General features: G+C 69.4%; 20 protein-coding genes. 9 read left to right on the plus strand and 11 right to left on the minus strand.

Annotation, left to right across the window (positions count from 1 at the left end; all coding sequences use genetic code 11):
• Position 1 precedes the first annotated feature (1 nt).
• Positions 2-853 (plus strand): 3-deoxy-8-phosphooctulonate synthase, encoded by an 852-nt coding sequence (kdsA, locus tag AC07NX_RS23145; protein WP_494645062.1) that lies wholly within the window; start codon positions 2-4, stop codon positions 851-853.
• A gap of 147 nt (positions 854-1,000) precedes the next feature.
• Here the strand turns inward: kdsA and AC07NX_RS23150 are convergent, their stop codons facing one another.
• The 5 genes from AC07NX_RS23150 to folK form a co-directional block, all read right to left on the minus strand.
• Positions 1,001-3,151 carry a RelA/SpoT family protein gene (locus AC07NX_RS23150; protein ID WP_494645113.1) on the minus strand — a complete coding sequence of 717 codons (2,151 nt, stop codon included), beginning with the start codon at positions 3,149-3,151 and terminating at the stop codon, positions 1,001-1,003.
• A gap of 176 nt (positions 3,152-3,327) precedes the next feature.
• The gene (gene rpoZ / locus AC07NX_RS23155; protein ID WP_007671240.1) at positions 3,328-3,687 is read right to left on the minus strand and encodes a DNA-directed RNA polymerase subunit omega; all 360 of its coding nucleotides are present in this window, start codon (positions 3,685-3,687) and stop codon (positions 3,328-3,330) included.
• Positions 3,688-3,843: 156 nt separating this feature from the next.
• Positions 3,844-4,443, minus strand: a complete 600-nt coding sequence (locus AC07NX_RS23160; RefSeq protein ID WP_494645064.1) for a YdeI/OmpD-associated family protein — start codon at positions 4,441-4,443, stop codon at positions 3,844-3,846.
• Between the two features lie 32 nt (positions 4,444-4,475).
• Positions 4,476-6,536 carry a M13 family metallopeptidase gene (locus tag AC07NX_RS23165; protein ID WP_494645066.1) on the minus strand — a complete coding sequence of 687 codons (2,061 nt, stop codon included), beginning with the start codon at positions 6,534-6,536 and terminating at the stop codon, positions 4,476-4,478.
• A 138-nt stretch (positions 6,537-6,674) separates the two neighbouring features.
• Positions 6,675-7,196, minus strand: a complete 522-nt coding sequence (gene folK / locus AC07NX_RS23170) for a 2-amino-4-hydroxy-6-hydroxymethyldihydropteridine diphosphokinase (protein WP_494645068.1) — start codon at positions 7,194-7,196, stop codon at positions 6,675-6,677.
• A gap of 14 nt (positions 7,197-7,210) precedes the next feature.
• On the opposite strand from folK, the gene AC07NX_RS23175 reads away from it, so the two are divergent.
• A complete protein-coding gene (locus AC07NX_RS23175; RefSeq protein WP_494645070.1) occupies positions 7,211-7,816 on the plus strand; it encodes a LabA-like NYN domain-containing protein in 606 nt (201 codons plus the stop codon).
• A 2-nt stretch (positions 7,817-7,818) separates the two neighbouring features.
• The gene (locus AC07NX_RS23180) at positions 7,819-8,496 is read left to right on the plus strand and encodes a uracil-DNA glycosylase (protein WP_494645072.1); all 678 of its coding nucleotides are present in this window, start codon (positions 7,819-7,821) and stop codon (positions 8,494-8,496) included.
• Positions 8,497-8,654: 158 nt separating this feature from the next.
• Here AC07NX_RS23180 and AC07NX_RS23185 read toward each other — a convergent pair whose 3' ends face one another.
• Together AC07NX_RS23185 and glpK are read right to left on the minus strand one after the other, a co-directional pair.
• Positions 8,655-9,605 (minus strand): SMP-30/gluconolactonase/LRE family protein, encoded by a 951-nt coding sequence (locus tag AC07NX_RS23185; RefSeq protein WP_494645074.1) that lies wholly within the window; start codon positions 9,603-9,605, stop codon positions 8,655-8,657.
• 14 nt (positions 9,606-9,619) lie between these two features.
• Positions 9,620-11,110, minus strand: a complete 1,491-nt coding sequence (gene glpK, locus AC07NX_RS23190; RefSeq protein ID WP_494645076.1) for a glycerol kinase GlpK — start codon at positions 11,108-11,110, stop codon at positions 9,620-9,622.
• 185 nt (positions 11,111-11,295) lie between these two features.
• On the opposite strand from glpK, the gene AC07NX_RS23195 reads away from it, so the two are divergent.
• The 3 genes from AC07NX_RS23195 (at position 11,296) to AC07NX_RS23205 (ending at position 13,987) form a co-directional block, all read left to right on the plus strand.
• Positions 11,296-12,384: a DUF2336 domain-containing protein gene (locus AC07NX_RS23195; RefSeq protein ID WP_494645115.1), complete on the plus strand. Its 1,089-nt coding sequence runs from the start codon at positions 11,296-11,298 to the stop codon at positions 12,382-12,384.
• A 217-nt stretch (positions 12,385-12,601) separates the two neighbouring features.
• A complete protein-coding gene (locus tag AC07NX_RS23200) occupies positions 12,602-13,384 on the plus strand; it encodes an NAD kinase (protein WP_494645078.1) in 783 nt (260 codons plus the stop codon).
• Positions 13,385-13,504: 120 nt separating this feature from the next.
• The gene (locus tag AC07NX_RS23205; RefSeq protein ID WP_494645080.1) at positions 13,505-13,987 is read left to right on the plus strand and encodes an Hpt domain-containing protein; all 483 of its coding nucleotides are present in this window, start codon (positions 13,505-13,507) and stop codon (positions 13,985-13,987) included.
• Positions 13,988-14,165: 178 nt separating this feature from the next.
• Here AC07NX_RS23205 and AC07NX_RS23210 read toward each other — a convergent pair whose 3' ends face one another.
• Together AC07NX_RS23210 and folD are read right to left on the minus strand one after the other, a co-directional pair.
• A complete protein-coding gene (locus tag AC07NX_RS23210) occupies positions 14,166-14,729 on the minus strand; it encodes a cysteine hydrolase family protein (protein ID WP_494645081.1) in 564 nt (187 codons plus the stop codon).
• A 128-nt stretch (positions 14,730-14,857) separates the two neighbouring features.
• Positions 14,858-15,736: a bifunctional methylenetetrahydrofolate dehydrogenase/methenyltetrahydrofolate cyclohydrolase FolD gene (folD, locus tag AC07NX_RS23215; RefSeq protein WP_494645083.1), complete on the minus strand. Its 879-nt coding sequence runs from the start codon at positions 15,734-15,736 to the stop codon at positions 14,858-14,860.
• Between the two features lie 109 nt (positions 15,737-15,845).
• Between folD and crtY the strand changes: the two genes are divergently transcribed.
• From crtY to AC07NX_RS23230, 3 genes are read left to right on the plus strand one after another with little or no spacing between them, the layout of a single operon-like run.
• Positions 15,846-17,033, plus strand: a complete 1,188-nt coding sequence (crtY, locus tag AC07NX_RS23220) for a lycopene beta-cyclase CrtY (protein ID WP_494645085.1) — start codon at positions 15,846-15,848, stop codon at positions 17,031-17,033.
• Complete coding sequence (locus AC07NX_RS23225; protein ID WP_494645087.1) at positions 17,030-18,532, plus strand: phytoene desaturase; 1,503 nt, start codon at positions 17,030-17,032, stop codon at positions 18,530-18,532. The genes crtY and AC07NX_RS23225 overlap by 4 nt, the downstream gene beginning before the upstream one ends.
• Positions 18,529-19,458 (plus strand): phytoene/squalene synthase family protein, encoded by a 930-nt coding sequence (locus AC07NX_RS23230; RefSeq protein WP_494645089.1) that lies wholly within the window; start codon positions 18,529-18,531, stop codon positions 19,456-19,458. The genes AC07NX_RS23225 and AC07NX_RS23230 overlap by 4 nt, the downstream gene beginning before the upstream one ends.
• A gap of 179 nt (positions 19,459-19,637) precedes the next feature.
• On the opposite strand, the gene AC07NX_RS23235 is transcribed toward AC07NX_RS23230, so the two are convergent.
• Entirely contained in the window at positions 19,638-20,078 is a 441-nt protein-coding gene (locus AC07NX_RS23235) for a hypothetical protein (RefSeq protein ID WP_494645091.1), read from the minus strand.
• A 34-nt stretch (positions 20,079-20,112) separates the two neighbouring features.
• Positions 20,113-20,595, minus strand: a complete 483-nt coding sequence (locus tag AC07NX_RS23240; RefSeq protein WP_494645093.1) for a sterol desaturase family protein — start codon at positions 20,593-20,595, stop codon at positions 20,113-20,115.
• Positions 20,596-20,602 lie beyond the last annotated feature (7 nt).

The raw sequence follows: 20,602 nt of genomic DNA on the forward strand, positions 1-20,602 counted from the left end.
CATGTCCGTCGTCACCCTGAAGCGCTGGAACCTGTCGATGGGCGCCGGCCAGCCGCTGGCGGTGATCGCCGGGCTGAACGTGCTGGAGAACCTGGACCTGGCCCTGGAGGTGGGGCGCGAACTGAAGGCGATCACCGCCGAGCTGGGCCTGCCCTATGTGTTCAAGGCCAGCTTCGACAAGGCCAACCGCTCATCGATCACCAGCTATCGCGGTCCGGGCCTGAAGGACGGCCTGGCCATGCTGGCCGAGGTCAAGGCCAGGCTGGACGTGCCGATCGCCACCGACATCCACGAGGTCGACCAGGCCGGGCCGGTCGCCGCCGTCGCCGACCTGGTGCAGATCCCCGCCTTCCTGTGCCGCCAGACCGACCTGATCGTCGCCGCCTCGCGCGCCACGGCCGCCGCCGGCGGCTGGCTGCACGTCAAGAAGGCCCAGTTCATCGCCCCCTGGGACTGCAGGAACATCGTCCACAAGGCCCGCGAGGCCGCGCCGGACCTGCAGATCGTGCTGTGCGAGCGCGGCGCCTCGTTCGGCTACAACAACCTGGTGGTCGACATGCTGGGCATCGCCCAGATGCAGAGCCTGGGCGTGCCGGTGACCATCGACGCCACCCACGCCGTCCAACTGCCCGGCGCCGACCCGCGCACGGCCGGCGGCTCGACTGGCGGCCGCCGCGAGGGCGTGCCGATCATCGCCAAGGCCGCCGTGGCGGCGGGGGCGGACGGGGTGTTCCTGGAGTTCCACACCGACCCCGACAAGGCCCTGTGCGACGGCCCCAGCTGCCTGCCGCTGAGCGACGCGGCGGGGCTGCTGAAGACCCTGAAGGCGCTGCACGGGGTGGTGCGGGGCTAGAGGCGCCGCGCGCGCAATTATTCGGTTGTCATCCCGGAAGCCTCGCAGAGGCTGTCCGGGACCCAGGGGACTGGGTAAAGGCCTTGCGGCTGTCCTGGGTCCCGGACAAGCGCTGCGCGCTTTCCGGGATGACAACCGCGCGGGCCCCTACCCCCGCGTCCGGTCCACCGTCTCCACGGTCGGGCAGGTGCGCAGCGCCGCCGAGATGTTGGTCAGGTGCTTGGCGTCGCGGACCTCGACGTCGATGTCGACGTCGAAGAAGTCGCTCTGCCGGTGGTGCATGCGCAGGTTGACGATGTTGCCGCCGGCCTCGCCGATGATCGTGCAGACCTGTCCCAGCACGCCCGGCGCATTGCCGATGGTGGCGTGCAGGCGAGCCAGGGAGACGGTCTCGCGCTCGGCCTCGGGCGTCCAGTTCAGGTCGCGCCAGAGGTCCTCGCGGTCCTCGTATTCGGCCAGCTTGGGGCAGTCGATGGTGTGGACGTCCAGGCCCGCGCCATCCTCCCGCAGGATGCCGACGATGCGGTCGCCCGGCACCGGGCTGCAGCAGTGGGCGAAGTGCAGCGACACGCCGGGCGTCAGGCCGCCGCCGCGCACATAGAGCCGGGCGGCCGTGCCGCCCTCGATCTTGCGCCGCGCCGTGGCCACGGCCACGTCGGTGTCCTTCATGCCCGGGAAGGCCGTCTCCAGCACCTGGCTGGGCGAGACCCGGCCGCGGCCGACCGCGTCGAACAGGGCCTCCTCCGCGTCGAGGGCGAAGCGCTCCAGGATCGGCCGCAGCGAGACGTCCTTCAGCTTCTTGCCGGCCCGCTCGAACACCTGCTCCACCGAGGCCCGGCCCAGGCGCAGGAACTCTTCCTTCTCGGTCTGGCGGATGTGGCGGCGGATGGCCGAGCGCGCCCGGCCGGTCACCGTCAGCGACCGCCAGTCCGGCGGCACCACGGGCTTGGAGCCCCGGACCACCTCGACCACGTCGCCGTTGTTGAGCAGGGTGCGCAGCGGCTTGAGCTCGCCGTTGATCTTCACCCCGATGCAGGTGTCGCCGACGCTGGTGTGGACCGCGTAGGCGAAGTCCAGCGGCATGGCGCCCCGCGGCAGGCTGACCAGCTTGCCCTTGGGGGTGAAGACGAACACCTGGTCGAGGAACATCTCCAGCTTGGCGTGCTCGACCAGTTCCTCGGCGTCGCCGCCGTGCTCCAGCACCTGGACCAGCTGGCGCAGGTTGGCCAGGGGATCGCGGCCGCCGGCCGCCTCCATGCCCTCCAGGTCCAGGCCGTACGAGGCGTCCTTGTAGCGGAAGTGGGCGGCCACGCCCTCCTCGTTGACCCGGTCCATGGCCTCGGTGCGGATCTGCATCTCGATGCGCATGCCGCGCGGCCCCACCACCGTGGTGTGCAGCGAGCGGTAGTTGTTGCGCTTGGGGGTCGAGATGAAGTCCTTGAAGCGGTCGGGCACGCTGGACCAGGCGCGATGCACCACGCCCAGGGCCCGGTAGCAGTCCTCCTCGCTGTCGACGATCACCCGGAAGGCGTAGATGTCGGACATCTGCGAGAAGCCGATCGACTTGCGCTGCAGCTTGCGCCAGATCGAATAGGGCGACTTCTCGCGGCCGAAGACCCGGGCCGGCAGGCCGGCCGACTCCAGGCGGGCGGCGATCTCCTGGCTGACCAGGGCGACCGCCCCGCCCTGCTCGGCGCGCAGGGTGTCCAGGCGGCGGATGATCGCGTTGCGGGCCACCGGATTAGTATGCTCGAAGGAAAGCTCCTCCAGCTCGGTGCAGATGCGGTGGCAGCCGATGTTGCGGGCCAGGGGCGCGTAGATGTCGCGCGTCTCGCGGGCGATGCGCTCGCGCTTGGCCTGGCTCTTGATGAAGTGCAGCGTCCGCATGTTGTGCAGGCGGTCGGCCAGCTTGACCAGCAGGACCCGGACGTCCTTGGAGATGGCCAGGATGAACTTGCGCAGGTTCTCGGCCTGGCGGGCGTGCTCGGCCTGCAGCTCCAGCTTCGACAGCTTGGTGACGCCCTCGACCAGCTCGCCGATCTCGTCGCCGAACAGCTTGGCGATCTCTTCCTTGGTGACCGGGGTGTCCTCGATCACGTCGTGCAGCAGGGCCGTGACGATGGTCGCGGTGTCCAGCCGGTACTCGGTCAGGATGCCGGCCACCTCGATCGGGTGGGCGTAGTAAGGGTCGCCGCTGGCCCTCGTCTGGCTGCCGTGCATGCGCATGGCGTAGACATAGGCGCGGTTCAGCAGGGCCTCGTCCGCTGTCGGATCGTAGGCGTGGACGCGCTCGATCAGTTCGTACTGGCGGAGGAACTTCTGGCGGGGCTTGGCGGAAGACGCGGGCGGGGCGGGCGCCGGGTCGTTGGCGGGCGCCGCAGACGACGACGCGCCCGATTCGGAATCGGGCGCGCGTTCGGAAGGAGCGGCGGCGGGCGCCGCTTCGAGAATGAGTGGGTCTGCGCCGTCGGGGCTCAGTACCGCTCCTCCTGACCGCCGTCGCGGTCGCTCTGCAGGGCGCGGACCAGTTCCAGTTCGCTCATCTGCATGTGGGTGGGATCGGCCAGCAGGGCGAGGGTTTCGGCCTCTTCCTCGGCTTCGGTGTGCTCGTCCACGCGCTGCAGCGTGGTGATCAGCTGTTCCTTCAGGCCCTCGTGATCGACCACGTCGTCGGCGATCTCGCGCAGGGCGACGACGGGGTTCTTGTCGTTGTCGCGATCGACGAGCAGCGAGGCGCCGGCCGAGATGCCGCGCGCGCGATGGGCGGACAGCAGGACCAGAGCGAAGCGGTTGGGAACCTTCTCGACGCAATCTTCGACGGTGACGCGGGCCATGAATTCCTCGGGCTATGAGCCTTGGTTATCGCAAAATAGGGTCTGCAGCGGCGTTACACAACGCCGCATCGGCAGAGTCCCGGCTTTCGCGAGGGGGCGCTTATGCCGGGTTTGACCGGAGAAGTCCAGCGGAACGACGTGGAGGTACGCCTCACCCTACCGCGCCTTCTGCGGATAGATCGTCTCGCCGCGTTCCAGCATGCCGACGAACGTCTCGATCTTTTTCCGGCGGCCGGCTTCCGTCTTCATGTTGTGGACGCGGAAGGCCAGGGCGAAGCGGTTCTGTTCCGTGAGCTTTCCCAGCATCGCCCTGGCCTGCGGGTTGGCGTCGATCGCCGCCTGCAGGTCGTCGGGGATCTTCATGGCCTTGCCGCTGCCATAGGCGCGGTCCCAGCGGCCGTCGGCCTTGGCCGCCTCGACCTCGCGCAGGCCGTGCTCGGTCATGCGGCCCTCGGCGATCAGCCGGACGACGTTGTCGACATTGATCTGGCTCCAGAGGCTCTTCCTGCCGCGCGGCGTGTAGCGCTGGAGGAAGCTCTTGTCGTCGAAGCCCTTGCGCACCGCGTCGATCCAGCCCCAGCACAGCACCACGTCGATCGCCTGCCTGGCGTTGATCGAGGGCAGGCCCGACCCGACCTTGTGGATCTTGATCCAGACCTCGCTCTCCTTGTCATGGTGACGCGAGAGCCAGTCATAGAAGGCGTCGGAATCGACGAACTCGTGGACGCGCGCGGGATCGACCTGGATCGCGGCCATTCAGGCGTCCTCCCGCACGACCCGATCGCGCCCTACCAGACCTTCACCCGCTGCGCGGGCGGCAGGTACAGCGGGTCGCCCGGCTTGATCCCGAAGGCGTCGTACCAGGCGTCGAGGTTGCGCACGGTCAGGGCGCGGTAGCGGGCCGGCGCGTGCCCGTCGGTGATCAGCGCCTGGCGCAGCGAGGCGTCGCGCGAATAGCTCAGCCAGCTCTGGGCGTAGGCCAGGAAGAACCGCTGGTCGCCAGTCAGGCCGTCGATCACCGGGGCGGGCTTGCCGCCCAGCGAGGCGTGGTAGGCGTCCAGGGCCGCGGCCAGGCCGGCGACGTCGGCGATGTTCTCGCTGAGGGTCTGCTTGCCGTTCACGCCCAGGTCGGGGAACGGCTTGTAGCCGTCGAACTGCAGGGCCAGGGCCGCGCCCGCCTTCTGGAAGTGGGCGAAGTCGGTGGGCGTCCACCAGTTGCGCAGGCGGCCCTGGCTGTCGAACTGCGCGCCCTGGTCGTCGAAGCTGTGGCTGATCTCGTGGCCGATAGTGGCGCCGATCGCGCCATAGTTGGCGGCGGCGTCGTAGCTGGAATCGAAGTTGGGGGCCTGCAGGATCGCGGCCGGGAAGTTCAGGCCGTTCAGCATCGGCAGGTTCACGGCGTTGACGGTCTGGGGCGTCATCACCCACTCGCCGCGATCCACCGGCTTGCCCAGCTTGGCCTTGGCGGTGGCGTAGTCGAAGACCTCCGAACGCTGGACGTTGCCCAGGGCGTCGCCGCGCACGATCGTCAGGCCCGAATAGTCGCGCCATTTGTCGGGATAGCCGACGCCGACCTTCAGCACATCGACCTTGCGATGGGCCTCGGCCTTGGTCTCGGGCGCCATCCAGTCCAGCCCGTCGATGCGCTTCTCGAAGGCGACCTTCATGGTCTCGACCATGGCCGAGACCTCGGCCTTGGACTGGGCCGGGAAATACTTGTCGACATAGAGCTGGCCGACCGCCTCGCCGAGCACGGCGTTTGTCGAGTTGACGCCGCGCTTCCAGCGGGCCGCCAGTTGCGGCGTGCCCTGCAGGGCCGCGCCGTAGAAGGCGAAGCGCTCATCGACGAAGGCCTTGGGCAGCAGGTTGCTGTAGTGGTCCAGCAGGTGGAAGGTCAGGTAGTCCTTCCAGGTCTCCAGGCTTTCCTCGTCGGCGATCTTGCCCAGGCCCACCACCATGGTCGGGTGCCAGACGATGAAGCGCGGCTGGTCGGCCAGGCCCGCGGCCGTGAAGAAGGTCGTCCAGTCCAGGCCCGGGGCCCTGGTCGCGAAGTCGGCCTGGGTCCAGCTGTTGTTGGCCTTCTGGACGTCGGCGCTGTCGGCGCGGCTGCCCGAGACCTGGGCGATCCGGGTTTCCAGGGCCATGATCCTGGCCGCCTTGGCCTCGGCGTCGGCGACGCCGCCCAGGGCCAGGATCTTGGCGACGTGGGCCACGTACTTGGCGCGGGCGTCCTGCATGGAGGCGCTGTCGCCGACATAGTACTGCCGGTCGGGCATCCCCAGGCCGCCCTGCAGCAGGAACGGCGCATACTTGCTGGTGTCGTCGAACGCCGGCGAGACCCACAGGCCCAGCACGTTGTCGGTGTAGAAGTCCGTGGAGTTGAGGGCGTCGACGTCGGCCCGGACGTTGCCGCCCAGCACGGCGGCCAGGCTCTTCTTGTCCTTGATCGCGGCGATGCGGGCCAGGTCGGCCTTCAGCGGCGTGATCCCCTTGGCCTCGATCGCCGCCTCGTCCATGTAGCTGGCGTAGTAGTCGCCGACCTTCTGGCCGTCGCCCGCGCCGCCCGTCTTGGCGGCCGCCTGGATCAGATCGACGGTCCGCTTGGCGGCTTCCTCGACCATCACCGCGCTCTTGCCGTAGCTGCTGCGGTCGGCCGGGATCGGGTGGGCCTTGATCCATTCGCCGTTGGCGTAGGCCCAGAAGTCGCCGCCCGGAGCGACCGACTTGTCGAAGCTGGTCTGGTCGACGCCGCTCCTGTCGCCGGCCCAGGCGGCCGAGGTGAAGGTGGGAGCCGCGGACAGCACCGCGCAGGCGGCGGCGCAGGCGAGCAGCGAACGGGTGAAGGACATGCGAGACGTTCCCCAGGGCGCGCCGTCGGGCGATCGCGCTCAATGCGAAGTTCAGGGCGGACTATTGAGCCGGGGGTCGTCGGAGCGCGAATTAAAGTTTGGCAATGTCGGGAGGGATGGCGCGGAACACCTCCGAGATCATGCGACTGGCGCGGCGTCGATCCCGACCGTCGCCTCGGCCGCCAGATCCGCCGCCGTCCGGTCGCTGACCGGATGGCGCCAGCCGGGCGCGATCTGCGCCAACGGCCCCATGACGAACAGCCGCTCGTGGGCCCTCGGATGCGGTACGACCACCGCCCCGTCCAGCACCGCGCGACCGTGGGCGATCAGGTCGAGGTCCAGGGTGCGGGGGGCGTTGGGCTCGGCGCGCACCCGGCCGAAGCGGGCCTCCAGGCGGTGCAGGGCCGCTAGGACTTCGCCGGCCGACAACCGCGTCTCGACCAGGACGACCCCGTTGAGATAGGCTGGCGCGGCCGGGTCGGGCCAGGCGGCCGAGGTCCACCAGGCGGAACGTCCCGCCACCGCCAGGCCCTCCGAGCCCAGGGCGTCGACGGCCGCGTCGAGCAACGCCTCGCGACTCGGGTATGATCCGGGCAGGCTGCAGCCCAGGGCGACCACCACCGCCTGATCGAGCCATTTTTGATCGTTCTGATTTTTCAAGGAATTCCGATCACGTGACCTTCTACCCGACCGAGCGCCTGGCGCTGTTCATCGACGGGGCCAACTTCTTCTCCGCCGCCAAGGCGCTGGGCTTCGACATCGACTACCGCAAGCTGCTGGACGAGTTCCGCAAGCGCGGGGTGCTGGTGCGCGCCTATTACTACACCGCCATCGCCGAGAACGAGGAGTATTCCCCGATCCGGCCGCTGGTCGACTGGCTAGACTACAACGGCTTCACCCTGGTGACCAAGCCGGCCCGCGAGTTCACCGACAGCCAGGGCCGCAAGCGCTGGCGCGGCGATATGGACGTCGAGATCGCCGTCGACATGCTGGAGATGGCCGAGACCGTCGACCACCTGGTGCTGTTCTCGGGCGACGGCGACTTCCGGGCCCTGGTCGCGGCCGTCCAGCGCAAGGGCCGCCGCGTCACCGTGGTCTCCACGATGAAGAGCCAGCCGCCGATGACCAGCGACGACCTGCGCCGCCAGGCCGACAACTTCGTGGACCTGGCCGACCTGGGGAACATCATCGGCCGCCCGCAGCGCTCCGGCGGCCTGCCCCGCTTCGTCACCGACCCCGCCCGCGGTTCGGCCCAGCACGACGACGCCGACGAGGACTGAGCATGGGCCAGCGCTCCAACATCCCCGGCGAGGTCGTGCCCTCGCCCGCCGAGCCGCCGCGCGACTGCCCCCTGTGCCCGCGCCTGGTGGCCTATCGCCGCGAGAACCAGGACCTGTATCCGGACTGGTTCAACGGCCCCGCCCCGTCGTTCGGCGACCACGAGGCCCGGCTGCTGGTCGTGGGCCTGGCCCCTGGCCGCAAGGGCGCCAACCGCACCGGCCGGCCGTTCACCGGCGACTATGCCGGGACCCTGCTCTACGACACCCTGATCAAGTACGGCTTCGCCACCGGCAAGTTCGAGGCCCGGCCCGACGACTCCCTCAGGCTGGTCGGCAGCGCGGTGACCAACGCCGTGCGCTGCGCCCCGCCCGGCAACAAGCCCGAGACCTCGGAGGAGAACAACTGCCGGCCGTTCCTGACCGCCCGGCTGGAGATGTTCCCCCGCCTCAAGGCCATCGTCACCCTGGGCGACGTCTCGCGTCGCAACCTGCTCAAGGCCCTGGGCCTGAAGGCCTCGGCCGGCCTGCCCGGCCACGGCACGGAGTTCCAGGCTGGCCCTTATCGGGTGTTCAACAGCTACCACTGCTCGCGGCTGAACACGAACACCGGCCGGCTGACGACGCCGATGTTCGAAGAACTGTTCGGGCGGGTGAAGGCCTATCTGGACGCCAATCCTTAGCCTCACAGCGTCCAATAAGCGTTGTCATCCCGGAAGCCTCGCAGAGGCTGTCCGGGACCCAGGGGACTGGGCGAAGGCCTTGCGGTTCACCTGGGTCCCGCGCCTTTCGCTTCGCTACGCCAGGGATGACAACTGCGGCGGGGCCACGCCCAACCCGTTCACCACACCAGCCCCGTCGTCTTCAGCCGCATCCGCGCCAGGGTGTGGTTCGAGGCCAGGAACAGGGTGCGCCCGTCCTCGCCGAACGCGCAGTTGGCGATGGCCGTGCCCGTCTCGATCACCCCGATCAGCTCGGCCTGCGGCGTCAGCACCAGCACCCCGCCCGGTCCCGTGGCGTAGAGCCGGCCCTCGGTGTCCAGGCACATCCCGTCGGGCAGGCCCAGGCCGCCGGCCGCGCGCAGGGGCGTGGCGTCGAAGAACGGCGCCTTCGAGGTCGCAAGGCCGTCCGGCCCCAGGTCGTAGACCACCAGCTTGGGGGCCTCCGGGTCCGAAACCGAGACGTAGAGCCGGTCCTGGTCCGGCGACAGGGCCACGCCGTTCGGGAAGGTCAGCTCGGCGTCCAACAGGTCCAGCCTCCCGTCCGGCGCCAGGCGATAGACGCCGTTGAAGTCCAGCTCGCGCAGCGGCGAGGCGTTGCGGCCTTTCAGGCCATAGGTCGGGTCGGTGAAGTAGATCGCCCCCGTCCTGGCCACGGCCAAGTCGTTGGGGCTGTTGAACCGCTTGCCCCGCCAGCGGTCGATCAGGAAAGTCTTCGTGCGGGTCTTCAGGTCGATCCTGGCCAAGGCCCGGTTGCCGTGGTCGCAGGCCAGCAGGCCGCCGGCGGCGTCCAGGGCCATGCCGTTCTGGCCCGGCTCAGCGAAGGCGTCGGTGGGCGGGCCGGCATAGCCCGACGGGTTGAGAACCTCGCTGACGCCGTCCGCCGCGCTCCAGCGGTACATCACGTTGCCCGGCACGTCGGAGAACACCAGGTAGCCGCCGTCGCGCACCCAGACCGGGCCTTCGGTCCAGATGAAGCCGTCGGCCAGCTGCTGGATCTCGGCGTCCGGCGCGATCACGGCGTCAAGCTTGGGGGAAAGGCGGTGGATCCGGCCGACGGTGGGATAGGTCATGGCGGAGACCTGGCTCACGAGCGCACGCGCGGCAACGCGTCGAGCCATCGCGCATAGGCCTCCTCGCGGGCGTTGACGCTCACCGCCGGCGTCAGCACCTCCGCCTCCGGCCGCGCCTTCACCGCCTCTTCGACCGAGCCGTAGACCCCCGCCCCCACCCCGGCGAACAGGGCCGCGCCCAGGGCGGTGGTCTCCTGATAGCTGGCGCGGTGCACGGGAAGGCCGGTCAGGTCGGCCAGGCGCTGGCTGAACCAGGCGCTTTTGGCCATGCCGCCGTCAATGCGCAGGGCCGCGTCCTCGAAGGCCGAAGGGGCGTCGGCCCGCATGGCCTCGATCAGGTCGCGCCCCTGGAAGACGCAGGAGTCGAAGGTGGCCTGGGCGATCTCGGCCAGCCCCGCGTCGCGGGTCAGGCCGAACACCGCGCCCCTCGCCTCGGCGTCCCACCAGGGCGCGCCCAGGCCGGTGAAGGCCGGGACCACCACCACCCCGTGGTCGGCCCGCGCCGAGCGGGCCAGGGCCTCGGCCCCGCGCGGGCCACCGGTCACGCCCAGCCCCTCGTTCAGCCACTGGATCGCCGCCCCGGCCACGAAGATCGAGCCTTCCAGGGCGTAGGTCGTGCGTCCGCCGACCCGCGCCGCCACGGTGGTCAGCAGCCGCGACGCCGAATGGGGCCGGGTCTCGCCGGTGTTGACCAGCATGAAGCCGCCGGTGCCGTAGGTGACCTTCATCTCGCCGGGGCGGATGCAGCCCTGCCCCATCAGCGCCGCCTGCTGGTCGCCGGCCACGCCGCGGATCGGCAGCGGCCGGCCCAGGATGTCCTGCGTCACCTGACCGTAGTCGGCCGCGCAGTCCAGCACCGCCGGCAGCAGGGTCCGGGGCACGTCCAGCAGGGCCAGCATCTCGTCCGACCAGTCCTGAGCCTGGATGTCGAACAGCAGGGTGCGCGAAGCGTTGGTGGCGTCGGTGACGTGGGCGCCCTTTCCCGTCAGCCGCCAGATAACCCAGGAGTCGATGGTGCCGCAGAGCAGTTCGCCCGCCTCGGCCCGCCGCCGGGCGCCGGGGACCTTGTCCAGGATCCAGGCGATCTTCGTACCGGAGAAATAGGGATCCAGCAGCAGGCCGGTGGCGGCGGTGACCGCCGGCTCGTGGCCCTCGGCCCGCAGGCGATCGCAGACGTCGGCGGTGCGCCGGTCCTGCCAGACGATGGCCGGATGGATCGGCCGGCCGGTGGCCTTGTCCCAGACCACCACGGTCTCGCGCTGGTTGGTGATCCCCAGGGCGACGATGTCGGCGCTGTCGCGGTCGCACTTTTCGACCGTGTCGCGCAGCACACCCACGCAGGCGGCGTAGATCTCGTCGGCGTCATGCTCGACCCAGCCGTCGCGCGGATAGCTCTGGCGCAGCGGCCGGCTGGCGTCGCACACCGGCTTGCCGTCGGCCTGGAACAGGATGGCCCGGGTGCTGGTGGTGCCCTGATCGAGCGCGAGGATCAGAGGTTGGCCCATGCGTCTTGCATCTCCCTGGCGGTCTTGCCGACGGTCTTTTTTCCTGCGGCATCGGGACGCTTGTCATCGTCCGTGCGTGATTCCCCTGTTTAAGCATGTTTTCATCTGACGCCGCCAAGGTCGGTCTTGGTTAAGCTTGGATTTCGAGGAGGCTGGTGAGCCAGTCCGCCCAGACCGCGCAGCTTTTGTCCCTGGCCCGCAGCCGCGAGCCGGCCGATCGCGAACGCCTGCTCAACGGCATCGTCGAGATGTGCGACGCCGGCCAGGCCGAGGGCCGTCCGGCCGCCCCCGAGGTCCAGATCCTGCTCGACTCGATCTTCATGACCCTGGTGGTCGAGGCCGAGCGCGACATCCGCGCCCGCCTGGCCCAGAGCCTGGCCGACGCCGCCTGGGCGCCGCCGGCCCTGATCAACATCCTGGCCCTGGACGAGATCGAGATCGCCCGCCCGATCATCGCCCGCAGCCCGATCCTGCAGGACCGCGACCTGATCCGCCTGCTGGTCCAGGCCACGCTGGAGCACCAGATCGAGATCGCCCGCCGCCCGCAGCTGTCGCCGGCCGTGGTCGAGGCCATCCTGGCCAAGGACGAGTCGGCCGTCCTGACCGCCCTGGCCTCCAACCCCACCGCCCAGATCTCGCCGGAAGGCCTGCGCCGCCTGGTCGACAGGGCCCGCGACGTGGTCGCCCTGCGCTCGCCCCTGGCCCGGCATCCCAATCTCTCCGGCGATCTGGCCGAGCAGCTGTACCTGTGGGTCGGCCGCGCCCTGCGTGACGCCCTGACCACCCGCTTCCAGCTGGATCCCGACAAGATGGCCAAGGCCGTCGAGGCCGCCCTGCGCGGCGCCCATTCCGGCGCGGCCGTGGTCGACGACGGGCCGGTCGTCGAGCAGTCCGAGGACCGCGAGGAGATGGAGGCGGCCCTGGTCGAGAAGCTGGACGCCGCCGGCCAGCTGCGGCCCGGCTACCTGCTGCGGGTGCTGCGCGAGCGCCGCCTGCCGTTGTTCCTGTTCGCCCTGGCGCGCCTGGGCCGCTTCGACATCCGCCAGGTGCGGCGGGCGGTCGACAGCAACCGCCCTGAACTGCTGGCTCTGGCCTGCTCGGCGGTCGGCATCGACCGCAGCGTGTTCCCGACCATCCTGGCCCATGTGCGCGAACTGAACGGCGGTCGCCCCGGCGGCGGCGCCGAAGCCGCCCGCAAGGCCAGCGGCGCCTTCGGTCCCTTCGCCCCCGACATCGCGGCCATGGCGTTCCGGCGGGCGGTCAGCGCGGCGTAGGCAGGACCATCCACTCTCGCATCCTTCGTTGTCATCCCGGACAAGCGCGCAGATCCGGGACCGATGCGTGAACTCTGCGCTTCCGGCGGTCCCGGATCGGCGCTTCGCTTGTCCGGGATGACAAGGTTTTGAGAGCGCCGACCACCAAGCGCTCATACTAAAACCCTGGCCAAAACCCAGGTTTGACAACCCGCCGCCGATCCAGCCACTTGGCGGCATGTTCCAGCCCCTGCCCTTCGTGACTCGCCTGACCTTCAAGGCCAGTGACCGCCCCGAGGCGCAGGAGGCGATGGAGCGCCTGCGCGCCCGCTACGGCGACGTCGGCGACGAGAGCGCCCAGGTGATCGTGGCGCTGGGCGGCGACGGCTTCATGCTGGAGACCCTGCATGACACCCTGCAGCGCCAGACGCCGATCTACGGCATGAACCGCGGCTCGGTCGGCTTCCTGATGAACGAGTACAGCGAGGACGGCCTGCTGGATCGGATCAACGCCGCCGAGCGGGCCGTGATCCACCCGCTGGCCATGGTCGCCATCGACGCCAATCGCAAGCAGCATCGGGCCCTGGCCATCAACGAGGTGTCGCTGCTGCGCCAGACCCGCCAGACCGCCAAGCTGCGCATAAGCATCGACGGCAAGGTGCGGATGGGCGAGCTGGTCTGCGACGGCGCCCTGCTGGCCACTCCGGCCGGCTCGACAGCCTACAACCTGTCGGCCCACGGCCCGATCATCCCGATCGGCGCCCAGGTCCTGGCCCTGACGCCGATCAGCGCCTTCCGCCCCCGGCGCTGGCGCGGTGCGCTTTTGCCGCAGACAGCTAGGGTGACGTTCGAGATCCTAGAATGCGATAAGAGACCGGTAAGCGCCGTCGCCGACAATTTCGAAGTTCGCGACGTCGTCGAGGTCCACATCGCCGAGGACAGCAGCGCCAGCCTTTCCATGCTCTTCGACGCCGGTCGAAGCCTAGAGGAGCGGGTTCTGACGGAGCAGTTCTCGGCCTGACAACACAAAGGATTATTGGTCAGGGCATCACCCGCCCATTGGTCAGATAGAAACGGGCGTCTCATCTAATGTTAACGCCTTGACCCTATATTTCAGATCGATGCCCAGGGAGAAGCGTCCGTGACCAACAAGTCCGCCGCGGAAGTGATTCAGGTGCCGAACATGCTCAAGCTCAAGGTTGGCGGACGAGGCGGGATCGACATGGCGGCCATCGCCAAGGCCGAAGCCGCCCTGAAAAGCCTGTCGGGCAACTTCGCCCAATGGCTGAACGACGAGATCGTCAAGCTGGAGGCGGCCCGCCAGGAGGTCCGCGCCCAGGGCCTGACCGCCGCGACGGTCGAGACCCTCTACCTGCGCGCCCATGACCTGAAAGGCCTGGGCGCCACCTACGAATTCCCGCTGATCACCCGCCTGGCCGGCTCGCTGTGCAAGCTGATCGACGATCCGGCGACCCGCCTGGCCGCGCCGATGTTCCTGGTCGACGCCCACATCGACGCCATCAAGGCCTGCGTGCGCGACGACATCAAGGTCGACACCCACCCGGTGGGCAAGGTCCTGGCCGCCGAGCTGGAAGGCCGCGTGGCGGAATATCTGGCGGGCTGAACTCGTCGTTTCGAAAAGTTCCGAAAAGCCCCGGCCCCGCGCCGGGGCTTTTTTCTTGGGCGCTTGTCGCCGTCGCGCGCCGCCGTCGGGCCCGCTCAGCGGGATCCTTGAAGCGGACATTGCGACAGGCTGAATTGCGACAGGCTGAGATGGGTGGGAGGCGGTCCCCGAGAACTGTCTAGCGGCTCGAGCGGCAAACCGAAACGACGTCCTCGGTGCGCGTGACCGTCGCGTACTCGTCGTGCAGGTTCGACAGCGCCATCATGTGCCACTCCTCGGCGGGACGCGCGACGCCCAGGATATCGACCTTGTCATAGGTGTAGCAGGCGTCGCCGGGCAGGGTGACTTCGAACCCCAGGCAGAACGCCGCGCGCACGGTGGCTTCCACCGAGTTGTTGGTGCTGACGCCGACGACGACCAGGCGCGAGATGTCCCGCACGCGTAGCCACCGCTCCAGTCCGCTATTGGCGAAGGCGTCGTTGACGTTCTTCTCCAGCCTGTGCTCGTGCGCCAGGGGTTCGAAGCGGGGCTGGAACTCGCACTTTTCGGATCCCGGCCAGAAGGACCCGCCAGGCCGGCGGGCCATGTGCCGCACATGGACGACAGGCAGGCCCCGTTCGCGCCAGACCGTCAGTAGCCGCACGATGTTGTCTTCGGCGCCGGGATTGTTCCTGGGCCCGGTGTTCTCAGGCAACATGCCGCGCTGCATGTCGATGATGATCAAGGCGCCTGGGCTGGGCATTCACCGCTCGTGGGTGGCTACAAGAAGGTCAGCTTGGAGACAAAGCCACAGGTCCGCAACGGGCCGAAGGTCGAAATCCTACCCCGCCGAAAACCGTCCCCTGCGGAGGGCGAGGGAGATCGGAGCTCCTACTCCGCGATCCCGTTCAGCCGTTTGGCGGCGCTGACGGTGTTGGCCAGCAGCATGGCGATGGTCATCGGCCCCACCCCGCCCGGCACCGGGGTGATGGCCCCGGCCACCCCTTTCGCGGCCTCGAAGTCGACGTCGCCGACCAGGCGGGTCTTGCCGTCTTCCTTGGGAATGCGGTTGATGCCGACGTCGATGACGGTGGCGCCCGGCTTGATCCAGTCGCCCTTGACCATCTGCGGCCGGCCGACCGCGGCCACCAGGATGTCGGCCTCGCGGCAGACGGCGGCCAGGTCCTGGGTGCGCGAGTGGGCGATGGTGACGGTGCAGTCGGCGGCCAGCAGCAGCTGGGCCATCGGCTTGCCCATCAGGTTGGAGCGGCCGACCACCACCGCCCGCTTGCCGCTCAGGTCGCCGACCACGTCCCTGAGCAGCACCATGCAGCCGGCGGGGGTGCAGGCGGTCAGGGCCGGCAGGCCGCTGGCCAGGCGCCCGGCGTTGGTCACGGTCAGGCCGTCGACGTCCTTGTCGGGCGAAATCGCCGCGACGATCGCCGCCTGGCTCATGTGGTCGGGCACGGGGAACTGCACCAGCACGCCGTGGATGGCGGGGTCGTCGTTCAGCCGCTCGACCAGCGACAGCAGCTCGGCCTGGCTGGTCTCGGCCGACAGACGGTGGGTTTCGGAATGCATGCCGGCGGCCAGGGTCTGCTCGCCCTTGCTGCGCACATAGACCTGGCTGGCGGGATCCTCGCCGACCAGCACCACGGCCAGGCCGGGCGTCAGGCGGTGCTCGGCCTTCAGCCTGGCGACCTCGGCGGCAACCTGCTCGCGCAACTGGGCGGCGAAGGCCTTGCCGTCGATGATTCTGGCTTGCGACATCGCCGTCTCCTGTTTGGCGTTGCCTAGCCCCTACCCTCGCGCCGCGCAATATCCGCCGCGACACGCAGGAAGTCGCTTGGGCTTCGTCCAATCATGCTAGAGCCCAAGCATGGTCTCCACGTTGCCGACCCAACGCGCCGACGTCGTCCTGGTGGGCGGCGGACTGGCCAACGGCCTGATCGCCCTGCGGCTGAAGAGCCTGCGGCCGCGGCTGCGCGTGATCCTGCTGGAGCAGGGCCCGACCCTGGGCGGCGAGCACACCTGGTGTCATTTCGCCACCGACGTCGACGCGGTCGAGGCCGGCTGGCTGCGACCGCTGATCGTCCACCGCTGGTCGGGCTACGAAGTCCGCTTCCCCGGACACCGGCGGCAACTGCCGACCGACTACCTGGCCATCACCTCCGAGCGCCTGCACCAGGTGGTGACCGCCGCCCTGGGCGCCGACGCCTGGCTGTCGGCCGCCGTGTCGGACGTCAATCCGCACCAGGTGACCCTGGCCGACGGCCGGACCATCGCGGCCGGCGCCGTGATCGACGGGCGCGGCCCACGCCAGAGTCCCAGCCTGGCCTTGGGCTACCAGAAGTTCGTCGGCCAGGGCGTGCGCCTGGCCGCCCCGCACGGCCTGATCCGGCCGATCATCATGGACGCCACGGTCTCGCAGGAAGACGGCTACCGCTTCGTCTACGTCCTGCCGCTGGACGCCACGCGCCTGCTGATCGAGGACACCCGCTACAGCGACGGCCCGGCCCTGGACCGTCCCGCCCTGCGCCGCGCCATCGCCGCCTACGCCGAGGCCCAGGGCTGGTCCATCGTCCAGGTCGAGCGCGAGGAGGACGGGATCCTGCCCATCGCCCTGGGCGGCGACATCGACGCCTACTGGCGCGAGGCGCGGCCGCACGTCGCCGAGGTCGGCCTGCGCGCCGCCCTGTTCCAGCCGACCACCGGCTATTCCCTGCCCGACGCCGCCCGCCTGGCCGAGACGGTGGCCGCCCTGCCCCGGATCACCAGCGCCAGCGTCCGCGCCTGCGTCGAGGCCCAGTCCAAGGCCGTCTGGCGGCGACGGCGCTTCCTGCGCCTTCTGAACCGCATGCTGTTCCGCGCCTGCGCGCCGCAGGACCGCTACAAGGTGCTGGAGCGCTTCTACCGGCTATCGCCCGGCCTGATCCAACGCTTCTACGCCGCGCGGCTGAGCCGGTGGGACAAGGCGCGGATCCTGATCGGCAAGCCGCCCGTGCCGATCTCGGCGGCCATCAAGTGCATCGACGAAAGCTCGGTGCTCGGAGGACAAGACGCATGACCGTGACCAAGCCCAAGGCGGCCGTGATCGGCGCCGGATTTGGCGGCCTGGCCCTGGCGATCCGCCTGCAATCCTCGGGCTTCGACGTCACCGTCTTCGAGGGGCGCGAGAAGCCCGGTGGCCGGGCCTATGTCTGGCATGATGAGGGCTTCACCTTCGACGCGGGCCCGACGGTGATCACCGATCCCGACTGCCTGAAGGACCTGTTCGCCCTCTCGGGCCGCAGGATCGAGGACTATGTCGAGCTGCTGCCGGTCGATCCGTTCTACCGCCTGGTCTGGGAGGACGGCGACGTCTTCGACTACGTCAACGACCAGGAGAAGCTCGACGCCCAGATCGCCGCCCGCAACCCGGCCGACGTCGAGGGCTATCGCCGCTTCCACGCCTATTCCGAGGAGCTGTACCAGAAGGGCTATGTCGAGCTGGGCGCGGTGCCCTTCCTCGACTTCGGCGCCATGCTGGCCAACGCCCCGGCCCTGATGAAGCTGCAGGCCTGGCGCAGCGTCTATGACAAGGTGGCCGGCTTCGTGAAGGACGAGCACGTGCGCCAGGCGCTGTCGTTCCACAGCCTGCTGGTCGGCGGCAGCCCGTTCGCCACTTCGTCGATCTACGCCCTGATCCACGCCCTGGAGCGGCGCGGCGGGGTGTGGTTCCCGCGCGGCGGCACCCACGCCCTGATCCGGGCGCTGGTGAAGCTGTTCCAGGACCTGGGCGGCGTGGTCCACCTGGGCCAGCCGGTCCGGAAGATCACCACCAAGGCCGGTCGCGTTACCGGCCTGATCCGCGCCGACGGCCAGTTCGAGGCCTTCGACACCGTCGCCTCCAACGCCGACGTCATGCACACCTATCGCCGCCTGCTGGCCGACGACCCCAGGGGCGCCAAGGTCGGCAAGGCCCTGGAGGCCAAGCGCTGGAGCCCGTCGCTGTTCGTGGTCTATTTCGGGCTGAAGACCACCCACCCCGAGATCCGCCACCACACCATCTGCTTCGGCAATCGCTACCGCGAGCTGATCGGCGAGATCTACGGCAAGGACGGCCTGGCCGACGACTTCTCGCTGTACCTGCATCACCCCACCGCCAGCGATCCGGCCATGGCGCCCGAAGGCTGCTCGGCCTTCTACGCCCTGTCGCCGGTGCCCAACCTGAAGACGGCCAATATCGACTGGTCGGTCGAGGGGCCGAAGTATCGCGACAAGATCCTGGCCTATCTGGAGAAGCACTACATCCCGGGCCTGACCGCCGATCTCGTCACCAGCCGGTTCATCACCCCGGACGACTTCGTGACCGACCTCAACGCCTGGAAGGGCGCGGCCTTCTCGCTGGAGCCGATCCTGACCCAGAGCGCCTTCTTCCGCACCCACAACCGCGACGACGTGATCCCCAACCTCTATTTCGTCGGGGCCGGGACCCATCCGGGCGCGGGCATTCCCGGCGTGGTCGGTTCGGCCAAGGCGACGGCGGGACTGATGATCGACGACTACGTTCCGGCGGACGCATGAGCGACCTCGAAGCCCAGAGTCGCGAGGCGATTCAGAAGGGCAGCAAGAGCTTCGCCGCCGCCGCCGCCCTGTTCGACGCCCAGACGCGGGCGGACGCCGAGATGCTGTACGCCTGGTGCCGGCACTGCGACGACGTGATCGACGGCCAGACCCTGGGCCACGGCATGAGCCCGGTGGCCGACGGCCCGGCCCGACTGCAGGCGCTGTACGCCCAGACCCGGGCGGCCATGGCCGGCGAGACCCCAACCGATCCGGTGTTCGCCGCCTTCCAGACCGTGGCCCTGCGCCGGGGCATCCCCGAACGCTACGCGCTCGACATGATCGACGGCTTCGCCATGGACGTGGCCGGGCGGCGCTACGGGACGCTGGAAGAGCTTCTGGACTATTGCTGGGGCGTGGCCGGCGTGGTCGGGACCATGATGGCCCTGGTCATGGGCGTGAGGCCGGACGCCCTGGCCACCCTGCGCCGCGCCCAGGACCTGGGCCTGGCCTTCCAGCTGACCAACATCGCCCGCGACATCGTCGAGGACGCCCGCAACGGCCGGGTCTACGTCCCCGGCGACTGGCTGGCGGAACTCTCCGTGCCGGAGGACGCGGTCGCCGCCCCGGCCCATCGCGCCGCCGTGGCCGTCCTGGCCCGGCGACTGGTCGACGCCGCCGAGCCTTATTACGCCTCGGCGCGCTGGGGCCTGCGCGACCTGCCGGTCCGCTGCGCCTGGGCGATCGGCGCGGCGCGCGGGGTCTATCGCCAGATCGGGCTGGACGTCGTAAAGGCCGGATCCGGCGCCTGGGACGAACGGGTCGTCGTCAGTGGACGAATGAAGGTCTGGCGGGCGCTGGAGGGCGGCGTCGTGGCGCTGCGCTCGGCGACGCTGGATCGCTGGGGCGCGGCGCCGGAGCGGCCGGCGATGTGGTCACGGATCTGAAGGCCGGATCCAACGAGTTCCTCTTCATGTTGTCATCCCGGAAAGCGCGCAGCGCTTGTCCGGGACCCAGGACAGCCGCACCGCATCTGCCCAGTCCCCTGGGTCCCGGACAGCCCCTGCGGGGCTTCCGGGATGACAACGGTTCTGGACTTCGGGTCGTTCGACCCGTTTTCGCGCCCCTACAGCAGCACCCCGCGCCGGGTCATCCACCACGCATAGGCCGTGAAGAGCGCCAGCAGTCCCGCGATGACCGCGCTCATGACCGCCATCTGCTGGCCCATGATCTTGCCGCCGTCGGTCAGGACATAGGTGTAGGCCACGCTGATCAGGAAGGCCGCCAGCGACACGGCCAGCACCGGCCAGGCCAGCTTGTGGCGCAACAGGATCAGCACCGAGCCGGCCAAGGCGCCGAACACGCCAACGGCCCAGTCGAGGGTCATCCAGGCCGGCATCCGCTGGTAGTGGGCGATCTGCTCCGGCGTCATGCCCGCGCCGGCCATGTAGGCGACGCCCTTCGTCATGCTCATCACGAAATCGAAGACGCCGATCGCGTTGAACAGCACGGCGACGACGCCCACCAGCCACAGATGCCAGGGCGTCTTGATCGCTGTCTCGGTCATGGTCCCCTCCCCGGAACGCCGACGATTGATGGATCTACGGAAGCGCGCCGTCGGCGCCCCGCTCCCGAAGCTTGGCTTTCAGTTCCCGGACCGGGCGCGCCAGCAGGAAGCCGAACGACACCGCCCCATCCTTGGTGTGCACCGCATGATGGATCCGGTGGGCCTGGATCAGCTGCTTCCAGTAGCGCGACCGCCCCAGCGGAACCTTGAACCTCTGGTGCACCATGCCGTCGTGGAACACGAAATAGATCGCGCCATAGGCCGTGATCCCCAGGCCGATCGGCAGCAGCCAGGGCGCGCCGTGCACGCCGAAATAGATCGCGACGATGGCGGGGGCGGCGAACACCACCGCGAACAGGTCGTTGAGCTCGAACAGGCCTTCGCGCGGTTCGTGATGCGAGCGGTGCCAGGCCCACAGCCAGCCGTGCATCACGTAGCGGTGCATGACCCAGGCGAAGCCCTCCATGAAGGCCAGGGCCGCCAGGAACAGGGCCAGGTGCAGACCAAGGGTCGCCATCGTCATC

The organism is Caulobacter sp. GW821-FHT09A05 (assembly GCF_059418465.1).

Coding starts and splice junctions, on each gene's coding strand:
- kdsA (WP_494645062.1), top strand. CDS start 2: ATGTCCGTCGTCACCCTGAAGCGCTGGAACCTGTCGATGGGCGCCGGC.
- rpoZ (WP_007671240.1), bottom strand. CDS start 3,687: ATGGCCCGCGTCACCGTCGAAGATTGCGTCGAGAAGGTTCCCAACCGC.
- AC07NX_RS23160 (WP_494645064.1), bottom strand. CDS start 4,443: ATGGCCGCGATCCAGGTCGATCCCGCGCGCGTCCACGAGTTCGTCGAT.
- AC07NX_RS23165 (WP_494645066.1), bottom strand. CDS start 6,536: ATGTCCTTCACCCGTTCGCTGCTCGCCTGCGCCGCCGCCTGCGCGGTG.
- AC07NX_RS23180 (WP_494645072.1), top strand. CDS start 7,819: ATGGGCCAGCGCTCCAACATCCCCGGCGAGGTCGTGCCCTCGCCCGCC.
- AC07NX_RS23185 (WP_494645074.1), bottom strand. CDS start 9,605: ATGACCTATCCCACCGTCGGCCGGATCCACCGCCTTTCCCCCAAGCTT.
- glpK (WP_494645076.1), bottom strand. CDS start 11,110: ATGGGCCAACCTCTGATCCTCGCGCTCGATCAGGGCACCACCAGCACC.
- AC07NX_RS23200 (WP_494645078.1), top strand. CDS start 12,602: ATGTTCCAGCCCCTGCCCTTCGTGACTCGCCTGACCTTCAAGGCCAGT.
- AC07NX_RS23210 (WP_494645081.1), bottom strand. CDS start 14,729: ATGCCCAGCCCAGGCGCCTTGATCATCATCGACATGCAGCGCGGCATG.
- folD (WP_494645083.1), bottom strand. CDS start 15,736: ATGTCGCAAGCCAGAATCATCGACGGCAAGGCCTTCGCCGCCCAGTTG.
- crtY (WP_494645085.1), top strand. CDS start 15,846: ATGGTCTCCACGTTGCCGACCCAACGCGCCGACGTCGTCCTGGTGGGC.
- AC07NX_RS23225 (WP_494645087.1), top strand. CDS start 17,030: ATGACCGTGACCAAGCCCAAGGCGGCCGTGATCGGCGCCGGATTTGGC.
- AC07NX_RS23230 (WP_494645089.1), top strand. CDS start 18,529: ATGAGCGACCTCGAAGCCCAGAGTCGCGAGGCGATTCAGAAGGGCAGC.
- AC07NX_RS23235 (WP_494645091.1), bottom strand. CDS start 20,078: ATGACCGAGACAGCGATCAAGACGCCCTGGCATCTGTGGCTGGTGGGC.
- AC07NX_RS23240 (WP_494645093.1), bottom strand. CDS start 20,595: ATGGCGACCCTTGGTCTGCACCTGGCCCTGTTCCTGGCGGCCCTGGCC.